The organism is Microcoleus sp. AT3-A2, from assembly GCF_036705685.1.
Taxonomy (GTDB): Bacteria; Cyanobacteriota; Cyanobacteriia; order Cyanobacteriales; family Microcoleaceae; genus Microcoleus.
The window spans coordinates 51,549-73,165 of sequence record NZ_JAUBVF010000027.1; the positions used below are offsets into that span (position 1 = coordinate 51,549).

Consider the following 21,617-nt stretch of genomic DNA (forward strand, 5'->3'; position numbering starts at 1 on the left):
TGAAGGAGAGATTTTTTTTATTAACCGCAGAGGGCGCAGAGGGCACAGAGGAAGAGAGAAGAGAGAAATAAGATACATTTTAGCGACGTTAATAGCAATATTAATCGATATCCATCCGCGTTTATCCGCGTTCATCTGCGGCAAAAAAAATTCAACCCGGTTTCCACAAAAAAACCGGGTTAAACTCTCAGATTAAAACCGACCAAACCTACCTATCAACCGATCCCATAATAATGTCGATACTTCCCAAAATCGCCACCAAATCGGCAATTTTCACGCCGCGCACAATGTGAGGCAAAATCTGCAAATTATTAAAATCCCCAGTCCGAATCTTCCAGCGCCAAGGAAACACACTATCATCCCCGATAATATAAATCCCCAACTCACCCTTGCCGCTTTCAACGCGGACATAATGTTCGCCCTTGGGAATCTTAAAAGTCGGCGCAACTTTTTTGCCAATAAACTGATAGTCAAAACCATTCCATTCAGATTTTGGCCCGCTTTCGAGTCGCTTCGCTTCCAAATTCTCGTAAGAGCCACCGGGGAGTCCTTTCAAGGCTTGATAGAGAATCTTAACCGACTCGCGCATCTCCCGAATCCGCACTAAATACCTGGCTAAACAATCGCCAGCAGCTTCGGTACAAACTTCCCAGTCGAAGTCGTCATAACATTCGTAATGGTCAACTTTCCGCAAATCCCACTTAACGCCGGAAGCCCGCAACATGGGACCGGACAGTCCCCAGTTAATCGCTTCTTCGCGAGAAATAGTACCCAAGCCTTCAATCCGGCGGCGGAAGATTGGATTGTTAGTAATTAAACGTTCGTACTCGTCAATTTTGGGAACGAAATAATCGCAGAAATCTTGGCACTTATCTACCCAACCGTAAGGCAAATCTGCGGCAACTCCGCCAATGCGGAAATAGTTATTATTCACCATGCGATAACCTGTGGCTGCTTCCCACAAGTCGAGAATTGGTTCGCGATCGCGCATAGTATAGAAAAAAGGAGTTTGCGCCCCCACGTCCGCCAAAAACGGCCCCAACCACAACAAATGGTTAGCAATCCGGTTCAACTCCAGCATGATTACCCGAATGTAACTCGCCCGTTTGGGGACAGCAATATTCGCCAACTTTTCCGGCGCATTTACTGTCACCGCTTCGTTAAACATCCCCTCGGCATAGTCCCAGCGGCTCACGTAGGGCACGTACATCACGTTGGTGCGATTTTCGGCGATTTTTTCCATCCCGCGGTGCAGATAGCCCAAAACAGGCTCGCAGTCCACCACATCTTCCCCGTCTAGGGTGACGATTAGCCGGAGTACCCCGTGCATGGATGGGTGGTGCGGCCCCATGTTGAGCACCATCGGTTCGGTTCTAGTCTCAATTCTTGACATAATTAAATGAATTAATGATTACTAGCTATTGTTGATTTTTGTTTGGCTTTTATGATTATGAAGGATATCGAGCTCTCTGAGAAGGAGACCCTTGGATCAGATGTCAGTATTGACACCTATCACGTTCCAGTTTTGGGAAGCGAGTTAATTGCGGGTTTGGCTGTGCGTCCAGGCGGCCGATATTTGGACGCGACGCTTGGGGGCGGCGGACACACCAGTTTGATTTTAGCGGCGGCGGCCGATGTTACAGTGGTGGCGATCGACCGCGATGAACAAGCCATCCGTTTTTGCCAAGCCCAATTTGCCAACTCGCCCGTTGAGTTTTGGCACGGCAACTTTGCTGAATATCAGTCCTCAGAAGCCGAATTTGATGGTATCATAGCAGACTTGGGCGTCAGCTCGGCTCAGTTCGATACACCGGAACGAGGATTTAGTTTTCGCCACCCAGCTCAACTAGATATGCGTATGAACCAGCAGCAATCTTTGACGGCAGAAGAGATTATCAACCACTGGGAAGAAGTTAAACTAGCAGATATTATTTACAAGTACGGTGAGGAGCGACTGTCGCGGCGCATCGCAAGGCGGATTGTGCAAAGCCGTCCTTTTCAAACTACAACAGAACTTGCAGGGGCGATCGCCTCCAGCTTCCCCCCCAAGCAGCGCAACGGCAGAATCCATCCGGCCACCCGTACTTTCCAAGCTTTAAGGATAGCCGTCAACTCCGAACTAGCGTCTTTAGATACTTTCCTCCACCAGGCGCCAAGGTGGTTAAAACCCGGTGGGAGAATCGGAATCATTACATTTCACAGTCTGGAAGACCGACCAGTCAAGCACCAACTCAGAGGAACACCCAGTTTGCAGGTACTGACAAAAAAGCCGATCGTGCCGCAATCCGAAGAAGTAGCTAGAAATCCCCGCTCTCGTTCTGCTAAGCTCAGACTGGCAGAAAGAATAACTTGATTCGGCAGTAGTAATATGCTTGCTGCAAAAAGTTCAGAGATTAGGGAGACTTGTATGCAGCAATCAAGTACGATTCGGCAAAGATGTAGGCAATAGCGCCAACAACCCACCACTAACCCTCCGGGTACAGTGGGGCTTGAAATATAGCCGGTGTTGACCAGACTTAGGTAGCAATACCTGCGTTAGTAGTAAGTGTTAAAATTCACACCGAGGACAGTGCCCAGCTAGTTAAGAACTCTGCAATCAGAGGATTAATTAGTCATTGGGGAGGCTGGTGTGTTTAGAAAAGTACCGACTGCTCACACGGTCGTTGCTCGTATCAAAGCGCGAAAGCTGACTCGGGAATTTTCCCTATTGAAGCGGCCTACCGAGGCGGGTTACAGTATCGAAAGCCTCTCATCTGTTGTGCGAACAGATGGTGCGAAAGGAATGCTCACCTTAAGGTAAAACGGGTTTCTTTAACTCAACTTGACGTAACTGATATGTTGCATATATCCAGCCCCCCTTTTCCTCCCGCCACCTTGCTGAATACAGCTATGGTGGGGGTTTTCAAGGGGGAAGAAAGATGAGTCGGGGAGATGGAAGCAAGCTGAAACTGATGGTAGTCGATGACGAACCCGACAACTTGGATTTATTGTACCGGACGTTTCGACGCGACTTTCAGGTTTACAAAGCAGATAGCGCCCTCAGCGCCCTGGAAGTTCTAGACGAACAGGGCGAGATGGCGGTGATTATATCTGACCAGCGGATGCCAGAAATGAATGGCACCGAGTTTTTGGGGAAAACTGTCGAGCGATTTCCCGATACGATTCGGATTCTGCTAACGGGATACACCGATGTTGAAGATTTGGTTGAGGCCATCAACTCAGGTCAAGTTTTCAAATACATCACCAAACCGTGGAATCCAGAAGAACTCAAATTGGTGATCAATCAAGCCTCAGATACTTACAAATACTACAAGCAGCGCAGCGTTGCATTGCGCCGCGCTTTACGCAAGGAATCTCTGTTCAATGAGGTAATGAGCGTGATTCGCGGGTCGCTAGATTACTCTAGTATGGTACAAACTATTGTTCAAACCGTAGGTCAAACTTTTGAGGCCAACTATTGTATGCTGCGGCCGGTAGAGACCGATCGACTATTGCCCAGTACCTTCCCCTACCAAGCCCAAACCGACGATGCCAGTAACTTTTCTTTTGATGAAAATTTGCTGGTTCAAGCTGTAGCCACCCGCCAAACTCAAGTGAACTCAAACAGTGGGGGGAATGGTAACTCGGTTGAGATTGCCGTGCCCTTGACTTACCAGCAAGAATTGCTGGCGGTACTGGCTTTGTCCCAGATTGGCGGCACTAACCCTTGGTCGGCAGAAGATATAGAGTTAATAGAAGGTGTAGCAGCTCAAGCTGCTCTCGCCCTGTCTCAAGCTAAGCTCTACCAGCGCACTCTGGATTTAGCCAAGCAGATGCAAAATGAGTTGGAAGTGGCTCGCCAAATCCAAACAAACTTGTTGCGTCAAAGTTGGCCGGATTTTGAAACTGTCAGGGTGCAGGCTTGCTGCTATCCCGCGCGGGAAGTTGGTGGCGACTTTTTTGAAGTCTACGTCCACTCCCAAGGGGATATTTGGATAGCGGTGGGAGATGTTTCGGGTAAGGGAGTTCCGGCTGCTCTATTTATGGCGAGCGCGATTTCGGTGATGCGGCGGGAACTTTCCCAAGAAGTTTCTCCAGAGCCAGATCAAGTTATGCAGAACATGAATAGCAGTATGTCTGACGACCTGATCGGCAACAACCATTTTATTACAATGGTTGTAGCTCGTTACACTCCGTCAACGGGACACCTGGCATTTGCTAATGCCGGTCACATTTACCCGATTGTTTGGTCTCACTCGGAGGTCAAAGCTCAAGCTGCTAGCGGTAAAACGCCAGCCGAGCCGAATTTCCTGAAAGCTCGTGGCATTCCCTTGGGGATACTACCAGTTTGGAGAGGCAAAGCAGGTACGATCGAATTAAAGTCAGGAGATGTATTTCTGCTGACGAGTGACGGGATTACTGAAGCTACCGTGACCACTGAAGCGGTCGCAGGGGGTGTACCAACCCGTTCTATGCTACAACAAGAAGGGCTTTGGCAACTCTTGATTCAGGAACCTGGTTCTTTCAACTTGGACAATTTGTTGGCTCACATCCGAGCCGATAATCCCGTTCAGGAAGACGACCAAACCATACTCTCTCTGGAGGTTCTTTGAATCTGTCAGCGACTCCCGACGCATAGTCGGGGGTGAGAGCCGAAAAAACTTAAGCCCTGCTTGTTGACGGCCCATAGAGTAGTCCTGCAAAGGACGGCGTTATCGTCAACAGTCAAAAACCACAGTAAAAAACCTAGCCGGCGATGGCGCAGCTAGTTTCCTGAATCGCTTTCCTGGGGGATTAAATACCTGTAAAGGGTTAAGGTAGAAGGCATTCGTCAGCAGAAAAAACCAACGCTTAAAAGCCAAGGATTGAAACACAGATTTTTTATACCTCGCTGCTTGCAGTCTCGGTGTAATTATCAATTGTTAAGGGGCTTTAGGCCCATAACAAAAGTTTTCAACTATACTCTTAACTTCTGCCTTCTACCCAATGACGAATGCCTGATTTTTAAACAGAAAAGGCTAGTATCCTCCGAGTAGCGACAAGTATTGAGGCCGAATCCATTCGGCGCGTCGTGTTTCATACCTGGTGTGAAGACACAGGGTTTTCAAACTTACGGGATTTTTTTATGAATACTGAGCTTCATGTGCCAAGCGACTTGCGGTTTTTAACAATTGTTGAAAATTGGTTGCTGAGCAGTTTGGAAGTAGAGCTAGGAGAGCACGTCGATTGGCCGCGTCAGTCGAATCGTTTGCGCTTGGTGTTAGCAGAAGCCTATTCTAACGTGATCCGCCATGCTCACAAAGATCAACCCAATTTGCCCGTGTTAATTCGCTTGAATTTAAAAAATAGGGATATTGGTTTAGAAATTTGGGATTACGGTAAAGGTTACGAAATGGATACTTACAATCCCCCGAGGCCGGAAGCTAAACAGGAAAGCGGCTACGGCTGGCTGATTATGAGCAGACTTATGGATCGGGTGGACTACACTTTGCAAATAGACGGTCGCAACTGTCTAAAGTTGGAAGCGAGTTTGCCGGAAAAATCTTAATTAGTCATTAGTCAGGAGTGATTAGTGATTGGCAATGCACTTTTTGACTCGCTTTGGCTGTCTGTCGCACGGTGCGGTGACAGCCAATTTTTCGTGCAGTATCGTCCGCCCAAGGCGAGACTGTAAGATTGTAGGGGTAAAGTCCCGATGGAGCATCTCATATTTGTAAAAACATTTCTTCTGGCTCCTTCCTTCTTCCTTCCTTCTCTTTTCTCCTGGCTCCTGACTCCTGACTCCTAACTCCAATTTTGGGCTTGGCTGCTTTCATTGAGATGCTCCCAGTCCCGATCGCACAAATACCGCAGAAACGGGATTTTTATAGCGTGAGTGGCACTTCACCAAAGATTTGGAGAAAAACCCAGTTTCTGCCTCATTCTGGCGATAAAAAGCCGATTAACCTGTCGATCGTACGACTTTAGCTATTACGTGCGATCGACAGGTAAAACCAAAATAGACAATTTAAATGTGAAACAGCTTATCAAACATCAAATTTCGTCTGCGACCGCAGATTTAGCAATTCTTGGGGAGAAGCTAACAGTTTGACTGTGACAGAAAGAATTTTTTGGTCAGAATTAAGCAACAACAGCCATCCGACATTAACACCAAATGCGGAAGTTTGCACCCGACCGCTGACCTGAACTTCTACTTGGTCATCTTCTAAAATTTGGCTGACACCTTTCTGGGGTTCTAGCTGCATTCCTCGCGCTTCTTTTTTTAGATAAGTGGCGATCGAGATGTTGCCGATAATTGGATCTTCAAACGGCGCGTTTAGAACCCCATCATCGGCAAATAAATTAGCCGTCGCTTCAAAATCGCCCGCGTTTAAAGTTTCAAAATATTGCAATACGGCTGGAATGGTGATGCCTGCAATCTTTATAGAGGTAGTTAAAATAGGTCGAGTTGTTGCGGTCATAAAACAAGTAATTTCAAATGAATGAGTATACTTTAATCATTATCTTTGCCGCAGCAAATCCCTCAAAAGATATAAGTAGGGTTAGGAAAATAATTCTCCTAAAAAAGGAGAACCGGAGAGCGTCATCGCAGCTTTCAGAGCGATCGACCAAAATCAATATTACTTCCAAAAAATCCAAGTATAGCCAAGCTGCCAACCCTGATACCATCAGTCATTTCCCATCCTTCAATTCTTGAATCTAAAATTTAAAATCTCAAATCTAAAATGATAGAAACCCAGACACCTAACGGCATCTGGGTTTCTGGCCAAGCCTGTTTAACAGAGCCAACCAGAATATTCTATTTGCGGATCAAATTGAGCAATTCCTTCGGAGATGCCAACAAGTCGATCGCCACAAAGAAAATTTGACCTTGGGGATCGAGCAAAAACCGCCACGCGATGTTCATACCCACATTCGCTCCGAACCAGGGAGTTTCGACTTTGCCGGTGACTTTCACTTGGCGGTAGCCATCTTCTGCAGGTTCCGATAAGCCTCGCTCCGGCATCATTTTCAGTCCGATGCACTCTTCCCGCATATAGTTGAGGATAGCGTCGCGACCAACGATCGGCTTTTGGAAAGGCGGTTGCAGGGCACCTTCTTCAGCAAATAAACCGACGGCTGGGGTGAAGTCGAAGGCGTTCATGTAGTCGATGTAGTTGAGGACAGTCTGCTCGCTGATACCCTCAATTTGGGTTTTCACCCGCTCTTCTGGAGCGGTCGGAGTGCTGCGGGGGGCTGAGCGTTTGCCGTACTCTTGGCTGAAATCGGGGTCGTAGCCCATGTGAACTACGGTGTTGCGAAGTACGGTAATTTGCTGGCCGGGATCGAGTTTTTTGATGGTTTCGAGAACTGTGGTGGCTTCGGGAGACATTTGATAGCCAGCGGGGATCGGAGCTACAAGGCCCTGTTTCATCAACTGTCCCAACTCGTACCAGAAACCGAGTTTGGTATTGACGCGCAAAGAAGTGTAAATCCGACCAATTGTTGTGTCGGCGTTGCTGGCTAGGTCAAACATGGTTTTGCTTTGAGCAGCCGGCGACATTTGCTTGATTTCGCTCAGTATGCCTTCAACAAGCGCCATGCTGGCTACTCCCGGTGCTGCTGCGGTAATGGAAACGCCCATTTCGGTGTAGGCATACCAGAGCAGTGCGAGTTGGTCTTCAACGCTGAGTTTGTAGAACGCTTCCGTGGTAGCCGGAACAACGCTAGCGATCTCGGTGTTGGAAAAAATAGATTGAGCTGATTGAATACTAACTGCCATATGTATGCTGTGGGATTCGCTGTCGGTTTTACTTGCGTACTTGAATTAGCGAATCGAATTCTCCCTAAATTAAATTATGTAACATTTTTGACATTTTGGAGTTCAAACTTATAAATATAAAGATTGTAAAAGAATTATCAATACTGTACCAAAAATACTCTTAAAACTACTAGACTTATGGCACAATTTGTGCAGTGGTTTCTTACGTGATGAAAAAATCAATTAATACCGATCGCATTAAGCAAAAAGCCCTTGAGTTGGGATTTCACAAAGTGGGGATAGCCTCAACAGACGCGGATTTTGATTTAGAAAAACAAAGATTGCAAGCTTGGCTGGACAAGGGTTATCAGGCGGATATGGCATGGATGGCAAACCCGAAACGGCAGGATATTCGATCGCTCATGCCAGAGGTGCAGTCATTAATATGTGTCGCCATCAACTACTACACGCCTCACCAACGCCCAGGCGCTTCCGAATATGCCAAAATCTCTCGCTACGGCTGGGGAAGGGATTATCATAAAATCCTGCACAAAAAACTGAAGGTTTTGACAAATTGGGTGCGATCGCAAGGCGAGGGAATTGAAGCGCGGTATTATGCTGATACCGGGCCAGTTCAGGATAAAATGTGGGCGCAGCGTGCCGGGATTGGTTGGATTGCTAAAAATGGTAATGTAATTTCGCGCGAATACGGTTCTTGGGTGTTTTTGGGAGAAATCTTGACTAATTTGGAGTTAGCGCCCGATGAGTCTCATACGGAACATTGCGGTACTTGCACTCGCTGTATTGAGGCGTGCCCGACGGGAGCAATTACTGAGCCTTTTGTGGTGAATGCCGATCGATGTATAGCCTATCACACGATCGAGAATCGAGCCGAAAAATTGCCCGACGAAATTGCATCTAATTTACAAGGTTGGGTAGCAGGCTGCGACATTTGTCAGGATGTTTGTCCTTGGAATCAGCGATTTGCGAAACCAACTGATGTGGCAGAGTTTGAGCCTTATCCTGAAAACATAGCACCGACACTTGCAGAATTAGCCGACATCTCCGACGAGGAATGGAACCGCAGATTTACCGCTTCGGCGCTGCGGCGCATTAAACCCGAAATGTTGCGGCGAAATGCGAAAGCAAATCAAATTAATAGTCATTAGTCAGCAGCCAACAGCCAGCAGTCAATAGTCATTAGTCATTAGTCAGCAGTCAACAGCCAACAGTCAACAGTCAACAAATAACAAATGCCAGCCAATGAACCCAAAGAATACGATGCAGTTTGGGGCGGTAAAAATCCACCTTTAATTCATGCTGCTGTCTTGGGCGGCATAGCACGAGTCAAGCAGCGTTTAGCAAGCCCCTCGGCTGAAGCAAGGCTGGCAGCACTTGCAGATGCCATCAAATACGGAGATGCAGGTTTAGAAGCAGTAACTGCTGTTTTGGACGATGCTGACGAGCGGGTGCGAGCTACTGCTGCTGCAGTATTGGCCAGGGAAGAACATATAAGTTTGCTCAAAAAAGATGCGTCGATTTGGAATAAATGGAGAGTGCAAAATCTACTTTTATTGGGTGGCTTTGTAGAGTTGAGTTGGGGAGATTTTAGCGGAGTTAATTTGGCTAAAGCCAACCTGAGAGAGTCAAACTTAGCAGGAGCGAACTTTGAATCTGCCAACCTGCGAGGCGCAAAAATTTTTAAAAGTAATTTGGAAGTAAGTAATCTGAGAAATGCCGATTTGACGGGAGCTAACCTGAGCCGATCCAATCTCAGCGGCGCTGATTTGCAAGCAGCTAATCTCAGTTTAGCCAACCTCCGCTCGGTTAATTTTCGCGATGCTAATTTATCTCAAAGCATTTTGAAAAAAACTAAACTCTGCGGGGCGGATTTGAGCGGGGCAGATTTGACGGGTGCTGATTTGAGCGGGGCGGATTTGAGTGGGGCAAACCTGGGCGGAGTGAATTTTGCCAGAGCAAATCTGGCGGGGATTAAACTAATTAGATCTAATTTTAACGGCGGGAATTTTAAAGGGTTGGTTTTGGCAGGAGCTAATTTGCGGTGGAGTAAATTTGCAGGAGCTTGTTTTATGGGAGCTAATTTGCGCGGTGCTAATTTAGAGAGAACGGATTTGACAAATACTGATTTTTTTCAAGCCGATCTTACTGGAGCAAACCTTTGCGATGCTGATTTTAATAAAGCTACTTTGGCTGGTGCTAATCTGAGCGATGCTGTTGTGAAAAGAGCAAATTTCCTGAACGCATATCTCAGCGGAGCTACTTTTAATGGGGCTAATTTGAGCTGGTCTATTATGAAAAAAGCTAATATCGATAATCGGGGGATTTTTGCGGAAGCTAATTGCAGCGGATGTAGCTGGACTTGATATTCTTTACAGCCATATAAATTTCAAATGAATAAACGGCCGCGCTGTTTTGTGTGCAAGGAGAGTTTTCAAGAGCAACATTTTTTTTACCGTGGTTTGTGTTTGAAGTGCGGCGAACTTAATTTTGCTAAACGCAACCAAACGGCTAATTTGCATGGGTTATTTGCTTTGGTGACGGGAGCGAGAGTGAAAATTGGGTATGCTGTAACTTTGAGGTTGTTGAGAGCTGGTGCTGCTGTAATTTGTACTACTCGTTTTGCTAGGGATGCTGCTAGGAGATATGCTAGAGAATCGGATTTTGCCCAGTGGTGCGATCGCCTGCAAGTTTATGAGTTAGATTTGCGGTATATTGCGGCCGTTGAGCGATTTGCAGAACACCTCGTCTGCTGCTATCCGCGAATTGACATTATTATCAATAATGCCGCTCAAACAATTCACCGCCCTCCTGAATTTTACCAGCATTTGATGGATTTTGAATCTCTGCCTTTGGATGCTTTGCCTGCTGAGATTCAGCCGCTGTTGGCGCTATCCTCTTCGAGGGCAACGCTTACGCACTTTTTGACAGACAATATTTCTGAGGATCTCCCCCAATCTCCCACAGACTCTGTTCCACATCGCAACAGTGAAATCCCCAGGGTTTTTAACTTGGATCAAGAGGCTCAATTATCACATTCATCTGATTTTAGTTTGTTTCCGCCCGGAATGTACGATCGCGACGGACAACAAGTGGATTTGCGCCCTTTCAACAGTTGGCTGATGAAGGATGATGAGGTGAGCATTTTGGAAATGTTGGAAGTTCACGTTATTAATGCGATCGCTCCTTTTGCGATTAACAGCAGGCTCAAACGGCTGATGATAAAATTTCCTGAAGCTGGCAAATATATTATCAATGTTTCTTCAAAAGAAGGGCAATTTAACAGTGACAAACCTTGGCGACATCCGCATACAAATATGGCAAAAGCATCGCTGAACATGATGACTCGCACCTGCGCTTCAGAGTATGCCAAACACAAAATTTTTATGAATGCTGTCGATCCGGGATGGATTAGTTTTCAGCACCCTTACCCTCAAGTTTTAGCGATGCAGCAACGCGGCGTACAACCTCCCTTTGATGCTGTTGATGCCGCCGCGCGGATTTGCGATCCAATTTATTTGGGAGTGAATGAAGGACGCTATTTTTATGGTAAATTATTTAAAGATTATGCTGAGTCGCAGTGGTAATAGTCATTTAATATTTTTGTGGCTTTTTCCACTTTCCATCAGTGGTATCAACTTAAGACTAAATTCCTTTCATACTCTCGCTTATCTCTCTGTCTCTATCCGCCTCGCATCCCCCTTAATAAGCGTGACGAAAGAGACTTCTTGTCTCCCGCTTAATAGGGGGGATTAGCGGGCAAGAATCAGGGGGGGAGCGAGACTCAGCTACAAGCCAGATAGATAATTTACAATTAATATTAAGTTTGATGTCAAAATTTTGCCTTGAAAATGTATAATAAAATGGGGCAGTGTAGCTTAATGGTAAAGCGCTCGCTCGACAGGCGAGAGACAACCGTTTGATTCGGTTCGCTGCCACCAGCAACGTAGTTTAAATGATAGAATTCCTTGGAGCATACCAGGAGATGCGGGTGCAAATCCCGCCGTTGCGATCAATTTTTTTGACAAGCAAGAGGTAATGGGTAATATAGAAGTGATCCCTAGTTCCTTATTTGCTATTGTCCAATGACCAAAGTAATTATTTTTGATTTTGACGGTACTTTAGCAGATACAATCGATATTCTTCTGAGCATCACCAACCGTTTGTCAGCCGAATTGGGCTTTAAGTCGGCGACCAAAGAGGAAATCGCTCAACTGAGCAATTTAAATTCTTGGCAACTCCTTCAGTATTCGGGCATTTCTATCTTCAAATTCCCGCTGTTGATTAGAATGTTGAAATCAGAGTTACGCAGCGAAATTCCCAACATTCAATTATTTCCAGGAATTAAAGAAGTTTTACTGGAGTTAAAAAAAATGGGATTTCAACTGGGCATTATCACATCTAATTCCAGAGAAAACGTCTTGGCATCGCTGGAAAGAAACGGTTTGCAAGACACTTTCACATTTATTTACTCTGGCTCAACTTTTGGTAAACATAAAGTTATTAATAGATGGCTAAAAACAGAACATATAAATCCTAAACAAGTCGTTTATGTGGGAGATGAAATTAGAGATATAGAAGCTGCTAAAAAAACCGGAATTAACGTAATTGCTGTAGGTTGGGGTTTTAATTCTCAGGAGGCTTTGGCTGCACACAATCCCGATTTTTTGATTAAACACCCCCAGGAATTGATAGAGATTATGAGTAATTTGCGGGAAGTGTAAACTGAAATTGCCAAACGTAAGACTCGTCGGTTGAAATCTATTCTAGACAAACTCTCGTTCCAGCAGACAGGGACTAAAGAATAAAAGAGGTATTAAAGCCTGATTTGTTACCAGCCATAGTCCCTATTATCTTCTCTGCTAGGAAATTATATTAATCTCCTTCGCCCCGTTTCAGTGCTGCTAAAACTGCTTGCTGGCTAACTGCTTGGTAGATTTTGCTAAAATGCTGCTTGAGTGCGTCAGATGCGGGCGATGATTTGCTAGCGGTTCCTTTTCCGTCGGTGGCGAGGGGAATTGGGCCTAAGATATCTAATACTGTTTCGCTGCTGGGTGGGGGTACAATAACTACTAAAGATGATTCTAGCTGCTGATTGTATTCCCAAAAGCGATCGACCTTTGGCAATTTAGAATTCGTAGTGGGGGCATTTTCGCCGGAGTTGAGTTGGGAATTTTCCTCTCCTTGTGTACCTCGTCTTTGACGGAGTGCTGTCAAGATTTGCTCTTTGGTTCTCCCCCGCATTTGAAAGAGTACGAAGGGGTCTTCACTGAAGCGATCGCCCAATAAGTAGTATACTGCACTGATGTGTTTGCAAGGGTTTTTGGGGTCAGGACAGCTACAGCGCGATCGAATATCAGATAAACTTAAGGGAAATAGCGTTTTGCCGGCTGCTGCAAATACATCTTCAATATTGTGCGGCATTTCTCCTGCTAAGAGTTTAGCTGAAAAAACTGCTCTTTGCGACATATTTTCAATCACATAATCCCAATCTTCATCTGTCAAGGTATCGAGTCCTAAAGAAACTTGATAGGGTTTGGGATCGGTTCCTTGAACTATGGCAATTACTTCTTGGTTAGGGAAGTTAATGCTGAGAACTTTACCTTCGCGTGCATATTGCCAGCCACGTTCTAAGCGCTTTTTGAAGCGGTAGGTATTGATTAAATCTAACCACTGTTGTGTCCACCATTCTCTGTCAATCATTTATTTGGGAATTGGGAATTGGGAATTGGGCATCGGGCATTGGGCATTGGTAATAGCAATCCTAAATGAGTTGTAAATTTTTTACCCCACCCCAGCCCTCCCCTTAGTAAGGGGAGGGAGTAAGAAATTCACAAATGATTTAGAAACGCTAAATTGGGATGCTGGAGTCAGAAAGGAAAAAACAGCTATCCGTGTATCCGTGACATCCGTGTCGTGCTGTGGGGAATTTGTAATTAATCATATTATTCTTCTTCTGTTTCTATGATAGCATTGCGATCGAGAATTAGTAAATTGCGAAGTTGGTCTGTATCTAGCTCGGTGAGCCAGTTTTCGCCGGCGCTGACTACTTGTTCGGCTAGAGCTTTTTTGCTTTCAATCATATCGTGTATTTTCTCCTCTAACGTACCCGTACAGACAAATTTGTGGACTTGCACATTGCGGGTTTGACCAATGCGAAATACGCGGTCAGTTGCCTGATTTTCTACTGCGGGATTCCACCATCTGTCATAGTGGAAAACGTGGGTTGCTCTGGTTAAGTTCAAACCTGTCCCGCCTGCTTTTAAAGATAAAATCATAATCGGCGGGCCTTGGGGGTCGTGCTGGAAGCGATCGATCATTTCTTCCCGCTGCTGTTGCCGAATTCCTCCGTACAAGAACAAAACTTCTCGCCCTAAATGCTGTTCTAGATGTGGTTTCAGGAGTTTTCCCCATTCAGCAAATTGAGTGAAAATTAAAGCCCGATCGCCCTCAGCGAGCACCTCTTCTAACATTTCCACCAACCGCTGCAATTTCCCCGATTCCTGACTCTTAATCTCCAATTCTTTCGGCTTAGCTTCTGCTTTCACAAGAGCCGGATGGTTGCAAAGTTGCTTGAGTTTTACCAGCAAAGCCAGAATCATTCCCCGGCGCTGAATACCTTCGGCTGACTCTAATTCAGCTATTGACTCTTCGACTATTTTCTGATATAATACCGCCTGTTGAGCCGCCAGCCCACAAAATACAGTCATCTCCTGTTTTTCGGGCAAATCTTGGATGATTTCTTTGTCTGTTTTCAGGCGGCGGAGGATGAAAGGCCGAACGAGCGATCGCAAAGTCTGCAAAGATTCCCTATCTCCGTATTTCTCGATCGGAATTGCAAATCGGCGCTGAAAGAAATTGCGCGGCCCCAAATAGCCAGGATTGAGAAACTCCAAAATTGACCACAATTCTTGCAGTCTATTTTCCACCGGAGTTCCCGTCAGCGCAATTCTAAAAGATGCCTCAATTTGTCGCACTGCTTGCGACTGCTTCGCCTCGGAATTTTTAATATTTTGCGCTTCATCTAAAACCAATCCTTGCCATTTAATGCCTTGAAATTCCTTCGCATCGCGGAACACCAAGGCGTAACTGGTAATTATTAAATCCTTTCCCTTAATTGCCGTCGCAAATGCTTTTCCTTTAGCGCGTTTATCTCCGTGGTGAACTAACACTTTCAGCGTCGGGCCAAATTTCTTGACTTCCCGCGCCCAATTGCCCAATACCGATGTCGGACAAACCAGTAATGTTGGCGCTTCTAGGGCATCTTGTTCTTGTAAATGCAGCAGAAAAGTAATTAGCTGAATAGTATTGTGGCACAAGATATTATTGGCAACAAAATTGTGATGTTTGCCCACCTCAAAATCATAGACCCACCCGCTGTACTCAAAATCCTCAATTTCCTCTATTCTGCAATAAAATACTTCGCGATCGAGTATAAGTTGCAAATTTTCTCGGACACTATCTAGCTGCGCTACATTGAGATTTGCATAAGCCTCTAGGGTCTGATTCGTCCATTTAGAAGGCTTTAGCTGGCGGTACTCATGTTCTGCGGAACCACCAAGCACATTTTCCATACCTGCTACCACCTTTCCTAGGCTGATGCGGGAAAACTGCTGGGAACCGTTAATATAAACAGGATTGTGCATTCCGAAATGCCGTAGTGGCAGTTTGGTCATCTCCACTGCATCGGCAACAAGATCCGAAACCGGAATTCCTTCGACATTTGTATTGGCACTAACTTCGCAAATCTGCTCTAATTTACGCTGTTTTTCGGAATCACCGAAGCCAATTTCCTGCAAAAATATGCGCGCTGAGTTACCGCCGAAAGTGCCGATGTAATACGTGCGAAAAATACCGCTGCCATTGGTGGCGCGTTTCTGCTTAGTGGCGATTCGCAGCCAAATTCCAAAGCGCCGCAGCAGTGTAGAAAGTTGTTGGATGATTAAAGGCGAAGCGGTGCTAATTTCGATAGTCCGCATTTTAGGAATGACAGAACCTTCAGCATCAAAGTAGTTTTTGAGGAAAATTCGTATGCTGTCAAGATTGGCTTGCATGATAAATTGTGGGAAGCTTTTCTCGGCTGACAGTTTCCCCCACTCGTAGCCTTTAGCCTCAAGAAAGCTTTGGTACGATCGACTACACACAGCTAAATATGCTGCTCTTTCCTTACCGGGAGTACGAACAGCAGGATTATTTATTTTTATCCCATACTTTTTGCTTAAACGGTGAAGTGTGAAACGCAATTCTTCAAGAACTGCCACATCTTTCTGCGTTATTGTGAGCATTGCTTGATCGCGCTGCTCATATCCCTCAGCAATCTGCCAAGCCAGAAACTTTACCAAATCGGGATCTTCCGGCTTTCCTTCCCAATACAATTTAGCAGGAACGCAAACATAATCTCCAACCTTGAGGTCATTTGTCCAGCCATCGCGTCCTAACAATTTGTGGCGGCGGGTAATTGTGATGCTGCTACCATCTTGTAGTTTGATTGTTCGCAACTTTTCTTGCACTTGCTGGCGATAAAGTCGTCGAATAGTCGCCTGTACAATTTTGCCTGTTTCCTGATTTATGGAATTTACCAGTAATTGCTCGTTAGGTTCTGACCAAAAGCCCTCACCGTCGAATTCTGTTTTTCCGGCATAAGCTTCCCATATTTTTTCAGCTTTTTGTAAAAAACCATTGATAAAAAGCAAACTTTGTGGTAATAAGCATTTACCGAGCCCCATATCGTCCGCGAGACAAGCGCCCAAACCCCAGCGTTCTAAGAATGCCAACCAGCCTGCTCCTAGCGCTTGATAAGGCCGCAATTGTCCTCGGAAACTAGCCGGAGTTGCGATCGCACTTACCGCTTGATTATCGCTCAAAGTATTCAACAATTCCTGAAGTTGACCCGTAGCCTCAAAATTCACCACAGGCAATTTCTCGATCATCTGAGAATCGCCCGACGCCAAGCGCAAAGCATCCTCCAAAGAAAGAGTCATTTGCTCTTTGCGGCTGGCAAAAAAAGTTTGAGCCGCTTTCACATCCGGCGCGCGCAACTCCACCCACTCGCCGTTAATTTCCACCAAAGGCGAATTCAACGCGATCAATCTGTCAAATTCTGCCTTAGAAAGGCGCTGTCCGCCGATCGTCAATTCCCACTTAAAATTTAGCAGACTTTGCAATCCCACCCCGCCTTTCGCCGGAGTCACTTTCGGAGTTTCCGCTTGAATGCTCAAACCCAAACGACTCGCCCAACCATCTGTCTTTGTCAAACTCGGCGGCAAAACTACGCCCAAGCCGCTATCAGCAAACCGCCAAGCTACAGACTTAATAAACTCGTAAGCTTGCAGCGGATTTAATTGGCAAGATTGAGGCCGCTGTGCTTGCAAAGTCGGTTCAATTAAGGGATAAAGTTTGGAGGCTAAACCCAAGCCGCTGAGCAAAGTTTCTTGGGGCAATTCTATTGTCCGCCCCGCATAAGCCAAACGCTCGACTGAGTTGTTCCAAATAGTTGTCGCGTCAACCAAAAATTCCGTTTCATCTGCAGCTTGCAAGCAATAATTTAAATTCCAGTTTGCTTTACCAGGAGACGGCGGTATGAGTTGAAAGCAAGTGCGAAATTGACTTTGTTGAGATAATTGGTTTTGCAGCGGTGCAGTCCAAGCACTCAGCTTGGTTGCCAAGTTTTCCAAGGCTGCTGTTTCTACTTGCACAATCCCAGATTCCTGCTGCAAAGCTTGCAGCCAGTCGCGCACAGGAGAAACTGCTTTGATGTCTAAAGTAGAGCTACCAGCAGATCGCACTTGACTATCTACAATACTGCTCAAAAAGCCTAACACTAATTCCTCAGCCCCCATCGGCAAATCCACAGCTAAAGGCAATTGACTCGATTCTTCTTCCTTTTCCCCTCTTCCTTCTTCCTTCTTCCTTCTTCCTTCTTCCTTCAATTGATATGTTCGGCAAGCAGTTGGCATTTGCTTGACAAAAGTGCCGAGGCGGAGTATGTCTGTAGAACTATCTAACAGGGGTTGCCATTTGGCAATAGCAGAACCGTCGGACTGTTTCTGTAATCCCGGCAAAAATTTGCATCTTGCCAACAAATCCAAACTCCACCTAGCAACATGAGACCAAAAACGTAAATCTGAGCCAACAAAAGAGTCTGGTTCCGTGCTGTTAAGCGGTAGTGATTGCAAGAAAACAAAAGCTGCTTGAGGGTTGAGACAAAAACCCTCTACTTGCCAGGGATAAAGGTAAATTTCGTCTGTTTTAGCTGGTTCCTCAAGTGCTGCTGCTGAGTGCTGCGGCATCAGGTTTGCGTTCGATTCTGAGATTTGGGTGGGAAGTGCGATCGCCCGAATTTCCCTTTTAATTGAGGAGTTTGGGGCTGTAATTTCTGCGTTTTGAGTTTTGGGAGACCGCCTAGTTTTTTTGCTTTTTTCCGATGGATTTTCTGCGGTTTCCGGTAATTGCCAATCCAGTTTTCCCGACTGCTGCAACGAATTTAGGAAAATCCTAAATTCCGATTCGGTCATTGCTAAGGGATGTGGTAAATTTATACCCGATTCTATGGTTTCAATGGGTTCAATTTTTCGCCAAGTTTCTCCCCAAATAAATAAGCAAGTTTTTTCATTCTCTACGAGCCAACTGCCGTGTAAAATAGCCATATTTTTTTACCCTGATATTTGTATTTAAGTGCGAGGTTGACTACAGCATTTATATGGAATTTATGAAATTTTTATTTAAAACAAACCGAGGATATTTTGAGCCTGATAGGAATTAGGTAGAACCTGTATATTTAGGTGAGCCGTGCGGACCTTACCGCTTCTTCCCTGTCCTAGATAACTAAATCCTTCTTCCTTCTTCCTTCTTCCTTCTTCCTTCTTCCTTCTTCCTTCTTCTTCCTTCAACGTCCCAATTCCCAAACGAAAATTCATCGTACCATCTATGGAAGGCGTTTAGCGGACGATCGACCGGAGAACCGACCCCAGACTGCCAAAAATAATTTTAGAGTATAAATGCTTAGAATCGAGACACAGAGAGTCGATCGCGACGCGATTATCCCTGTCTTTTGGCGTCGGACTCTCAAACATCCTGTGGTAATGTTACGATCCCGACAGAGAAAGAATGTGGTAGATAAGGAAGCAGTGCTACATGGTAGAGATAGACAAGTCAATATCCTTCGATGGACGGGATATTAGACTGAAGATTGGTTTACTAGCGCCTCAAGCAGGCGGTGCAGTTTTGATTCAGTCGGGTGACACGGCAGTTTTGGTGACAGCGACTCGATCGCAGGGGAGAGAAGGAATTGATTTCCTGCCCCTGTTGGTGGATTACGAAGAGAGACTTTACGCTGGCGGTAAAATTCCCGGTGGATTTTTGCGAAGGGAAGGGCGCCCCCCGGAAAAAGTGACTTTGACTGGCCGTTTGATCGATCGACCGCTGCGTCCGCTATTTCCAAGCTGGCTGCGAGATGACATCCAAGTTGTAGCCACAACGGTTTCGATGGACGAACAAGTGCCGCCGGACGTTTTGGCGGTGACGGGGGCTTCGGTGGCGATACTGCTGGCGAAAATGCCGTTTTACGGGCCGATGGCGGCAGTGCGAGTCGGTTTGGTAGGGGACGATTTCATCATCAACCCAACCTACAGCGAAATCAGAGAAGGCGAGTTGGATCTCGTGGTAGCTGGTTCTCCTGACGGAGTAATCATGGTAGAAGCCGGCGCCAACCAATTGCCGGAACAGGATATCATCGAGGCGATCGACTTCGGCTATGAAGCAGCCTGTGACTTGATTCAAGCCCAGCGCGAAATTATGGCGGAATTGGGCATCGATTTGGTGGTAGAGGAACGGCCATCGCAAGATTCGGCCCTGGAAACCTTCATTCGCGATCGCGCCCAAGAACCCATCCGCATCATTTTGTCAAGATTTGAAAAAGACAAAACAATACGGAATGCAGCATTGGACGAAGTTAAGGCAAATGCAGTCGAATCTGCGATCGCCGAACTCTCGGAAGACGATCCGGTAAAACTAGCCGCCACCGCCAACAGCAAGGCGATCGGCAACGTTTTCAAAGACGTTACCAAAAAAATGATGCGGAAGCAGATCCTCGAAGATGGCATCCGTGTAGACGGTCGCAAGCTAGACGAGGTGCGACCCGTTTCTTGTCGCGTAGGCGTGCTGCCGTCGCGAGTACACGGCTGTGCGTTGTTTAATCGGGGCTTGACTCAAGTGTTGTCCGCAGCTACCCTGGGAACCCCAGGCGACGCCCAAGACTTAGGAGACGACTTGCACCCGCAGCAAGACAAACGCTACCTACATCACTACAATTTCCCGCCGTTTTCCGTGGGAGAAACCAAGCCGATGCGATCGCCCGGACGCCGAGAAATCGGTCACGGAGCCCTCGCAGAACGCGCTTTACTGCCGGTTTTGCCATCCAAAGAAGATTTCCCCTACGTGATTCGCGTAGTTTCCGAAATCCTTTCTTCCGACGGTTCGACCTCAATGGGTTCAGTTTGCGCCTCAACGCTAGCATTAATGGATGCAGGCGTTCCCCTTTCCCAACCCGTCAGCGGCGCGGCAATGGGCTTAATTAAAGAAGGCGATGAAGTCCGAATTTTGACTGACATTCAGGCAATTGAAGACTTTTTAGGCGACATGGACTTCAAAGTAGCCGGTACCGACACCGGGATTACTGCTTTGCAGATGGACATGAAAATCAAAGGTTTGCCCTTAGATGTGATTGCCACCGCCATCCGCCAAGCCAAACCGGCCAGACTGCACATTTTAGAAAGAATGCTGGCAACCATCGACACTCCCCGCAAGGAAATGTCGCCGTTTGCACCGCGTTTGCTAACCCTGAAAATCGATCCAGAATTTATCGGTTTGGTAATTGGGCCAGGTGGCAAAACGATCAAAGCCATCACCGAAGAAACCGGTGTCAAAATAGACATCGAAGACGACGGAACCGTGACAATTGCTGGCAACGACAGCGAAAAAGCTCAGCGGGCTTACAACATTGTCCAAGGCATGACGCGCAAGTTGAATGCAGGAGATGTGTATGTTGGCCGCGTAACTCGAATTATTCCGATCGGCGCTTTTGTGGAAATTTTGCCCGGAAAAGAAGGAATGATTCACATTTCCCAGTTAGCCGACTACCGCGTTGGCAAAGTGGAAGACGAGTTAGCTGTGAACGATGAAGTGATTGTCAAAGTGCGAGAAATTGACAATAAAGGTCGAATTAATTTGACCCGCTTGAATATTCATCCCGACGAAGCGGTAGCCGCCCGCGAAGCGCTGAATAAATAGTTTACGGTTGGTAATTGGTAATTACTTATAGAGTAATTGCTAATTGCTAATTGCTAACTGGTGATTAGTAATTGCTAATTGCTAATTGAGATTAAATCTGATTGTTTCAGATTGATTTGAGAGTAGGTGCGCGACAGCGACAGATCGACAAAAGTGCGATCGGCTGTAGAAGTTAATAAAGTCGCGCACTTTACCCTCGGCGGTTAAAGCCGCAACTACATAAATGAAGTCCCAGCAAAGGGGGACTGAATAAAATATAAAGTATGCTTAGATAGTTACTATAAATGATAGGATAAGGGCTTGTAAACCGCAGACATCGCAGGTGAAGATAGCAGGTTTTATTTTCATCAGCGTCTGTAGAAAAACGCAGATAAAGATGACATTAAGACCTCGCTACGATCCAGACGAGAATATTAGCCGTCATAGTGCAACTGATCCAGAGAAATGCGATCAAATGGCTAAGCGTCAGGGATGGGAATTAATCCGATGGGAAAAAACAAACGATTCGATACTTAAGGTTGATTGTGTCTTTGAAGGGTTGACAGAGTTTCCACCGAGTCCATACGAACCCGAACATGAGAGAGAGGAATAA

At 46.1% G+C, this 21,617-nt stretch carries 15 protein-coding genes and 1 tRNA gene; 10 read left to right on the forward strand and 6 right to left on the reverse strand.

The annotated features are described in order from the left end of the window. Positions 1-208: 208 nt before the first annotated feature. On the reverse strand, positions 209-1,393 hold the full coding sequence (locus tag QUB37_RS16640; RefSeq protein WP_333163876.1) for an NAD(P)H-quinone oxidoreductase subunit H: 1,185 nt from the start codon (positions 1,391-1,393) through the stop codon (positions 209-211). Between the two features lie 57 nt (positions 1,394-1,450). Here QUB37_RS16640 and rsmH point away from each other — a divergent pair, with 57 nt between their 5' ends. The 3 genes from rsmH to QUB37_RS16655 all read left to right on the forward strand — a co-directional run bounded on the left by rsmH (position 1,451) and on the right by QUB37_RS16655 (position 5,527). Further along, positions 1,451-2,353 carry a 16S rRNA (cytosine(1402)-N(4))-methyltransferase RsmH gene (rsmH, locus tag QUB37_RS16645; protein WP_333163879.1) on the forward strand — a complete coding sequence of 301 codons (903 nt, stop codon included), beginning with the start codon at positions 1,451-1,453 and terminating at the stop codon, positions 2,351-2,353. Positions 2,354-2,918: 565 nt separating this feature from the next. Then, a complete protein-coding gene (locus QUB37_RS16650; RefSeq protein ID WP_333163881.1) occupies positions 2,919-4,592 on the forward strand; it encodes a SpoIIE family protein phosphatase in 1,674 nt (557 codons plus the stop codon). Positions 4,593-5,104: 512 nt separating this feature from the next. After that, positions 5,105-5,527, forward strand: a complete 423-nt coding sequence (locus QUB37_RS16655; protein WP_006633914.1) for an ATP-binding protein — start codon at positions 5,105-5,107, stop codon at positions 5,525-5,527. Between the two features lie 478 nt (positions 5,528-6,005). Here the strand turns inward: QUB37_RS16655 and QUB37_RS16660 are convergent, their stop codons facing one another. Together QUB37_RS16660 and QUB37_RS16665 are read right to left on the reverse strand one after the other, a co-directional pair. Next, complete coding sequence (locus tag QUB37_RS16660; protein ID WP_333163884.1) at positions 6,006-6,440, reverse strand: ketosteroid isomerase family protein; 435 nt, start codon at positions 6,438-6,440, stop codon at positions 6,006-6,008. Between the two features lie 338 nt (positions 6,441-6,778). Continuing rightward, positions 6,779-7,741, reverse strand: coding sequence for an orange carotenoid protein N-terminal domain-containing protein (locus QUB37_RS16665; RefSeq protein WP_333163887.1), 963 nt, complete (start codon positions 7,739-7,741; stop codon positions 6,779-6,781). A 209-nt stretch (positions 7,742-7,950) separates the two neighbouring features. On the opposite strand from QUB37_RS16665, the gene queG reads away from it, so the two are divergent. The 5 genes from queG to QUB37_RS16690 all read left to right on the forward strand — a co-directional run bounded on the left by queG (position 7,951) and on the right by QUB37_RS16690 (position 12,462). After that, positions 7,951-8,889 (forward strand): tRNA epoxyqueuosine(34) reductase QueG, encoded by a 939-nt coding sequence (gene queG / locus QUB37_RS16670; protein WP_333163889.1) that lies wholly within the window; start codon positions 7,951-7,953, stop codon positions 8,887-8,889. A gap of 84 nt (positions 8,890-8,973) precedes the next feature. Continuing rightward, entirely contained in the window at positions 8,974-10,104 is a 1,131-nt protein-coding gene (locus tag QUB37_RS16675; protein ID WP_333163891.1) for a pentapeptide repeat-containing protein, read from the forward strand. A 27-nt stretch (positions 10,105-10,131) separates the two neighbouring features. Beyond that, on the forward strand, positions 10,132-11,325 hold the full coding sequence (locus QUB37_RS16680) for an SDR family NAD(P)-dependent oxidoreductase (protein WP_333163893.1): 1,194 nt from the start codon (positions 10,132-10,134) through the stop codon (positions 11,323-11,325). A 280-nt stretch (positions 11,326-11,605) separates the two neighbouring features. Continuing rightward, positions 11,606-11,679: transfer RNA gene (locus tag QUB37_RS16685), tRNA-Val, on the forward strand. Positions 11,680-11,823: 144 nt separating this feature from the next. After that, positions 11,824-12,462 carry an HAD-IA family hydrolase gene (locus QUB37_RS16690; RefSeq protein ID WP_333163895.1) on the forward strand — a complete coding sequence of 213 codons (639 nt, stop codon included), beginning with the start codon at positions 11,824-11,826 and terminating at the stop codon, positions 12,460-12,462. 151 nt (positions 12,463-12,613) lie between these two features. Here the strand turns inward: QUB37_RS16690 and QUB37_RS16695 are convergent, their stop codons facing one another. From QUB37_RS16695 to QUB37_RS16705, 3 genes are all read right to left on the reverse strand, one after another. After that, a complete protein-coding gene (locus QUB37_RS16695; RefSeq protein WP_333163897.1) occupies positions 12,614-13,441 on the reverse strand; it encodes an SWIM zinc finger family protein in 828 nt (275 codons plus the stop codon). Positions 13,442-13,683: 242 nt separating this feature from the next. After that, entirely contained in the window at positions 13,684-18,384 is a 4,701-nt protein-coding gene (locus QUB37_RS16700) for an SNF2-related protein (protein WP_333163899.1), read from the reverse strand. 75 nt (positions 18,385-18,459) lie between these two features. Then, a complete protein-coding gene (locus QUB37_RS16705; RefSeq protein ID WP_333163902.1) occupies positions 18,460-18,654 on the reverse strand; it encodes a hypothetical protein in 195 nt (64 codons plus the stop codon). A 217-nt stretch (positions 18,655-18,871) separates the two neighbouring features. Between QUB37_RS16705 and QUB37_RS16710 the strand changes: the two genes are divergently transcribed. Then, on the forward strand, positions 18,872-21,025 hold the full coding sequence (locus QUB37_RS16710) for a polyribonucleotide nucleotidyltransferase (protein ID WP_333163904.1): 2,154 nt from the start codon (positions 18,872-18,874) through the stop codon (positions 21,023-21,025). A 376-nt stretch (positions 21,026-21,401) separates the two neighbouring features. After that, a complete protein-coding gene (locus QUB37_RS16715; protein ID WP_333163907.1) occupies positions 21,402-21,617 on the forward strand; it encodes a hypothetical protein in 216 nt (71 codons plus the stop codon).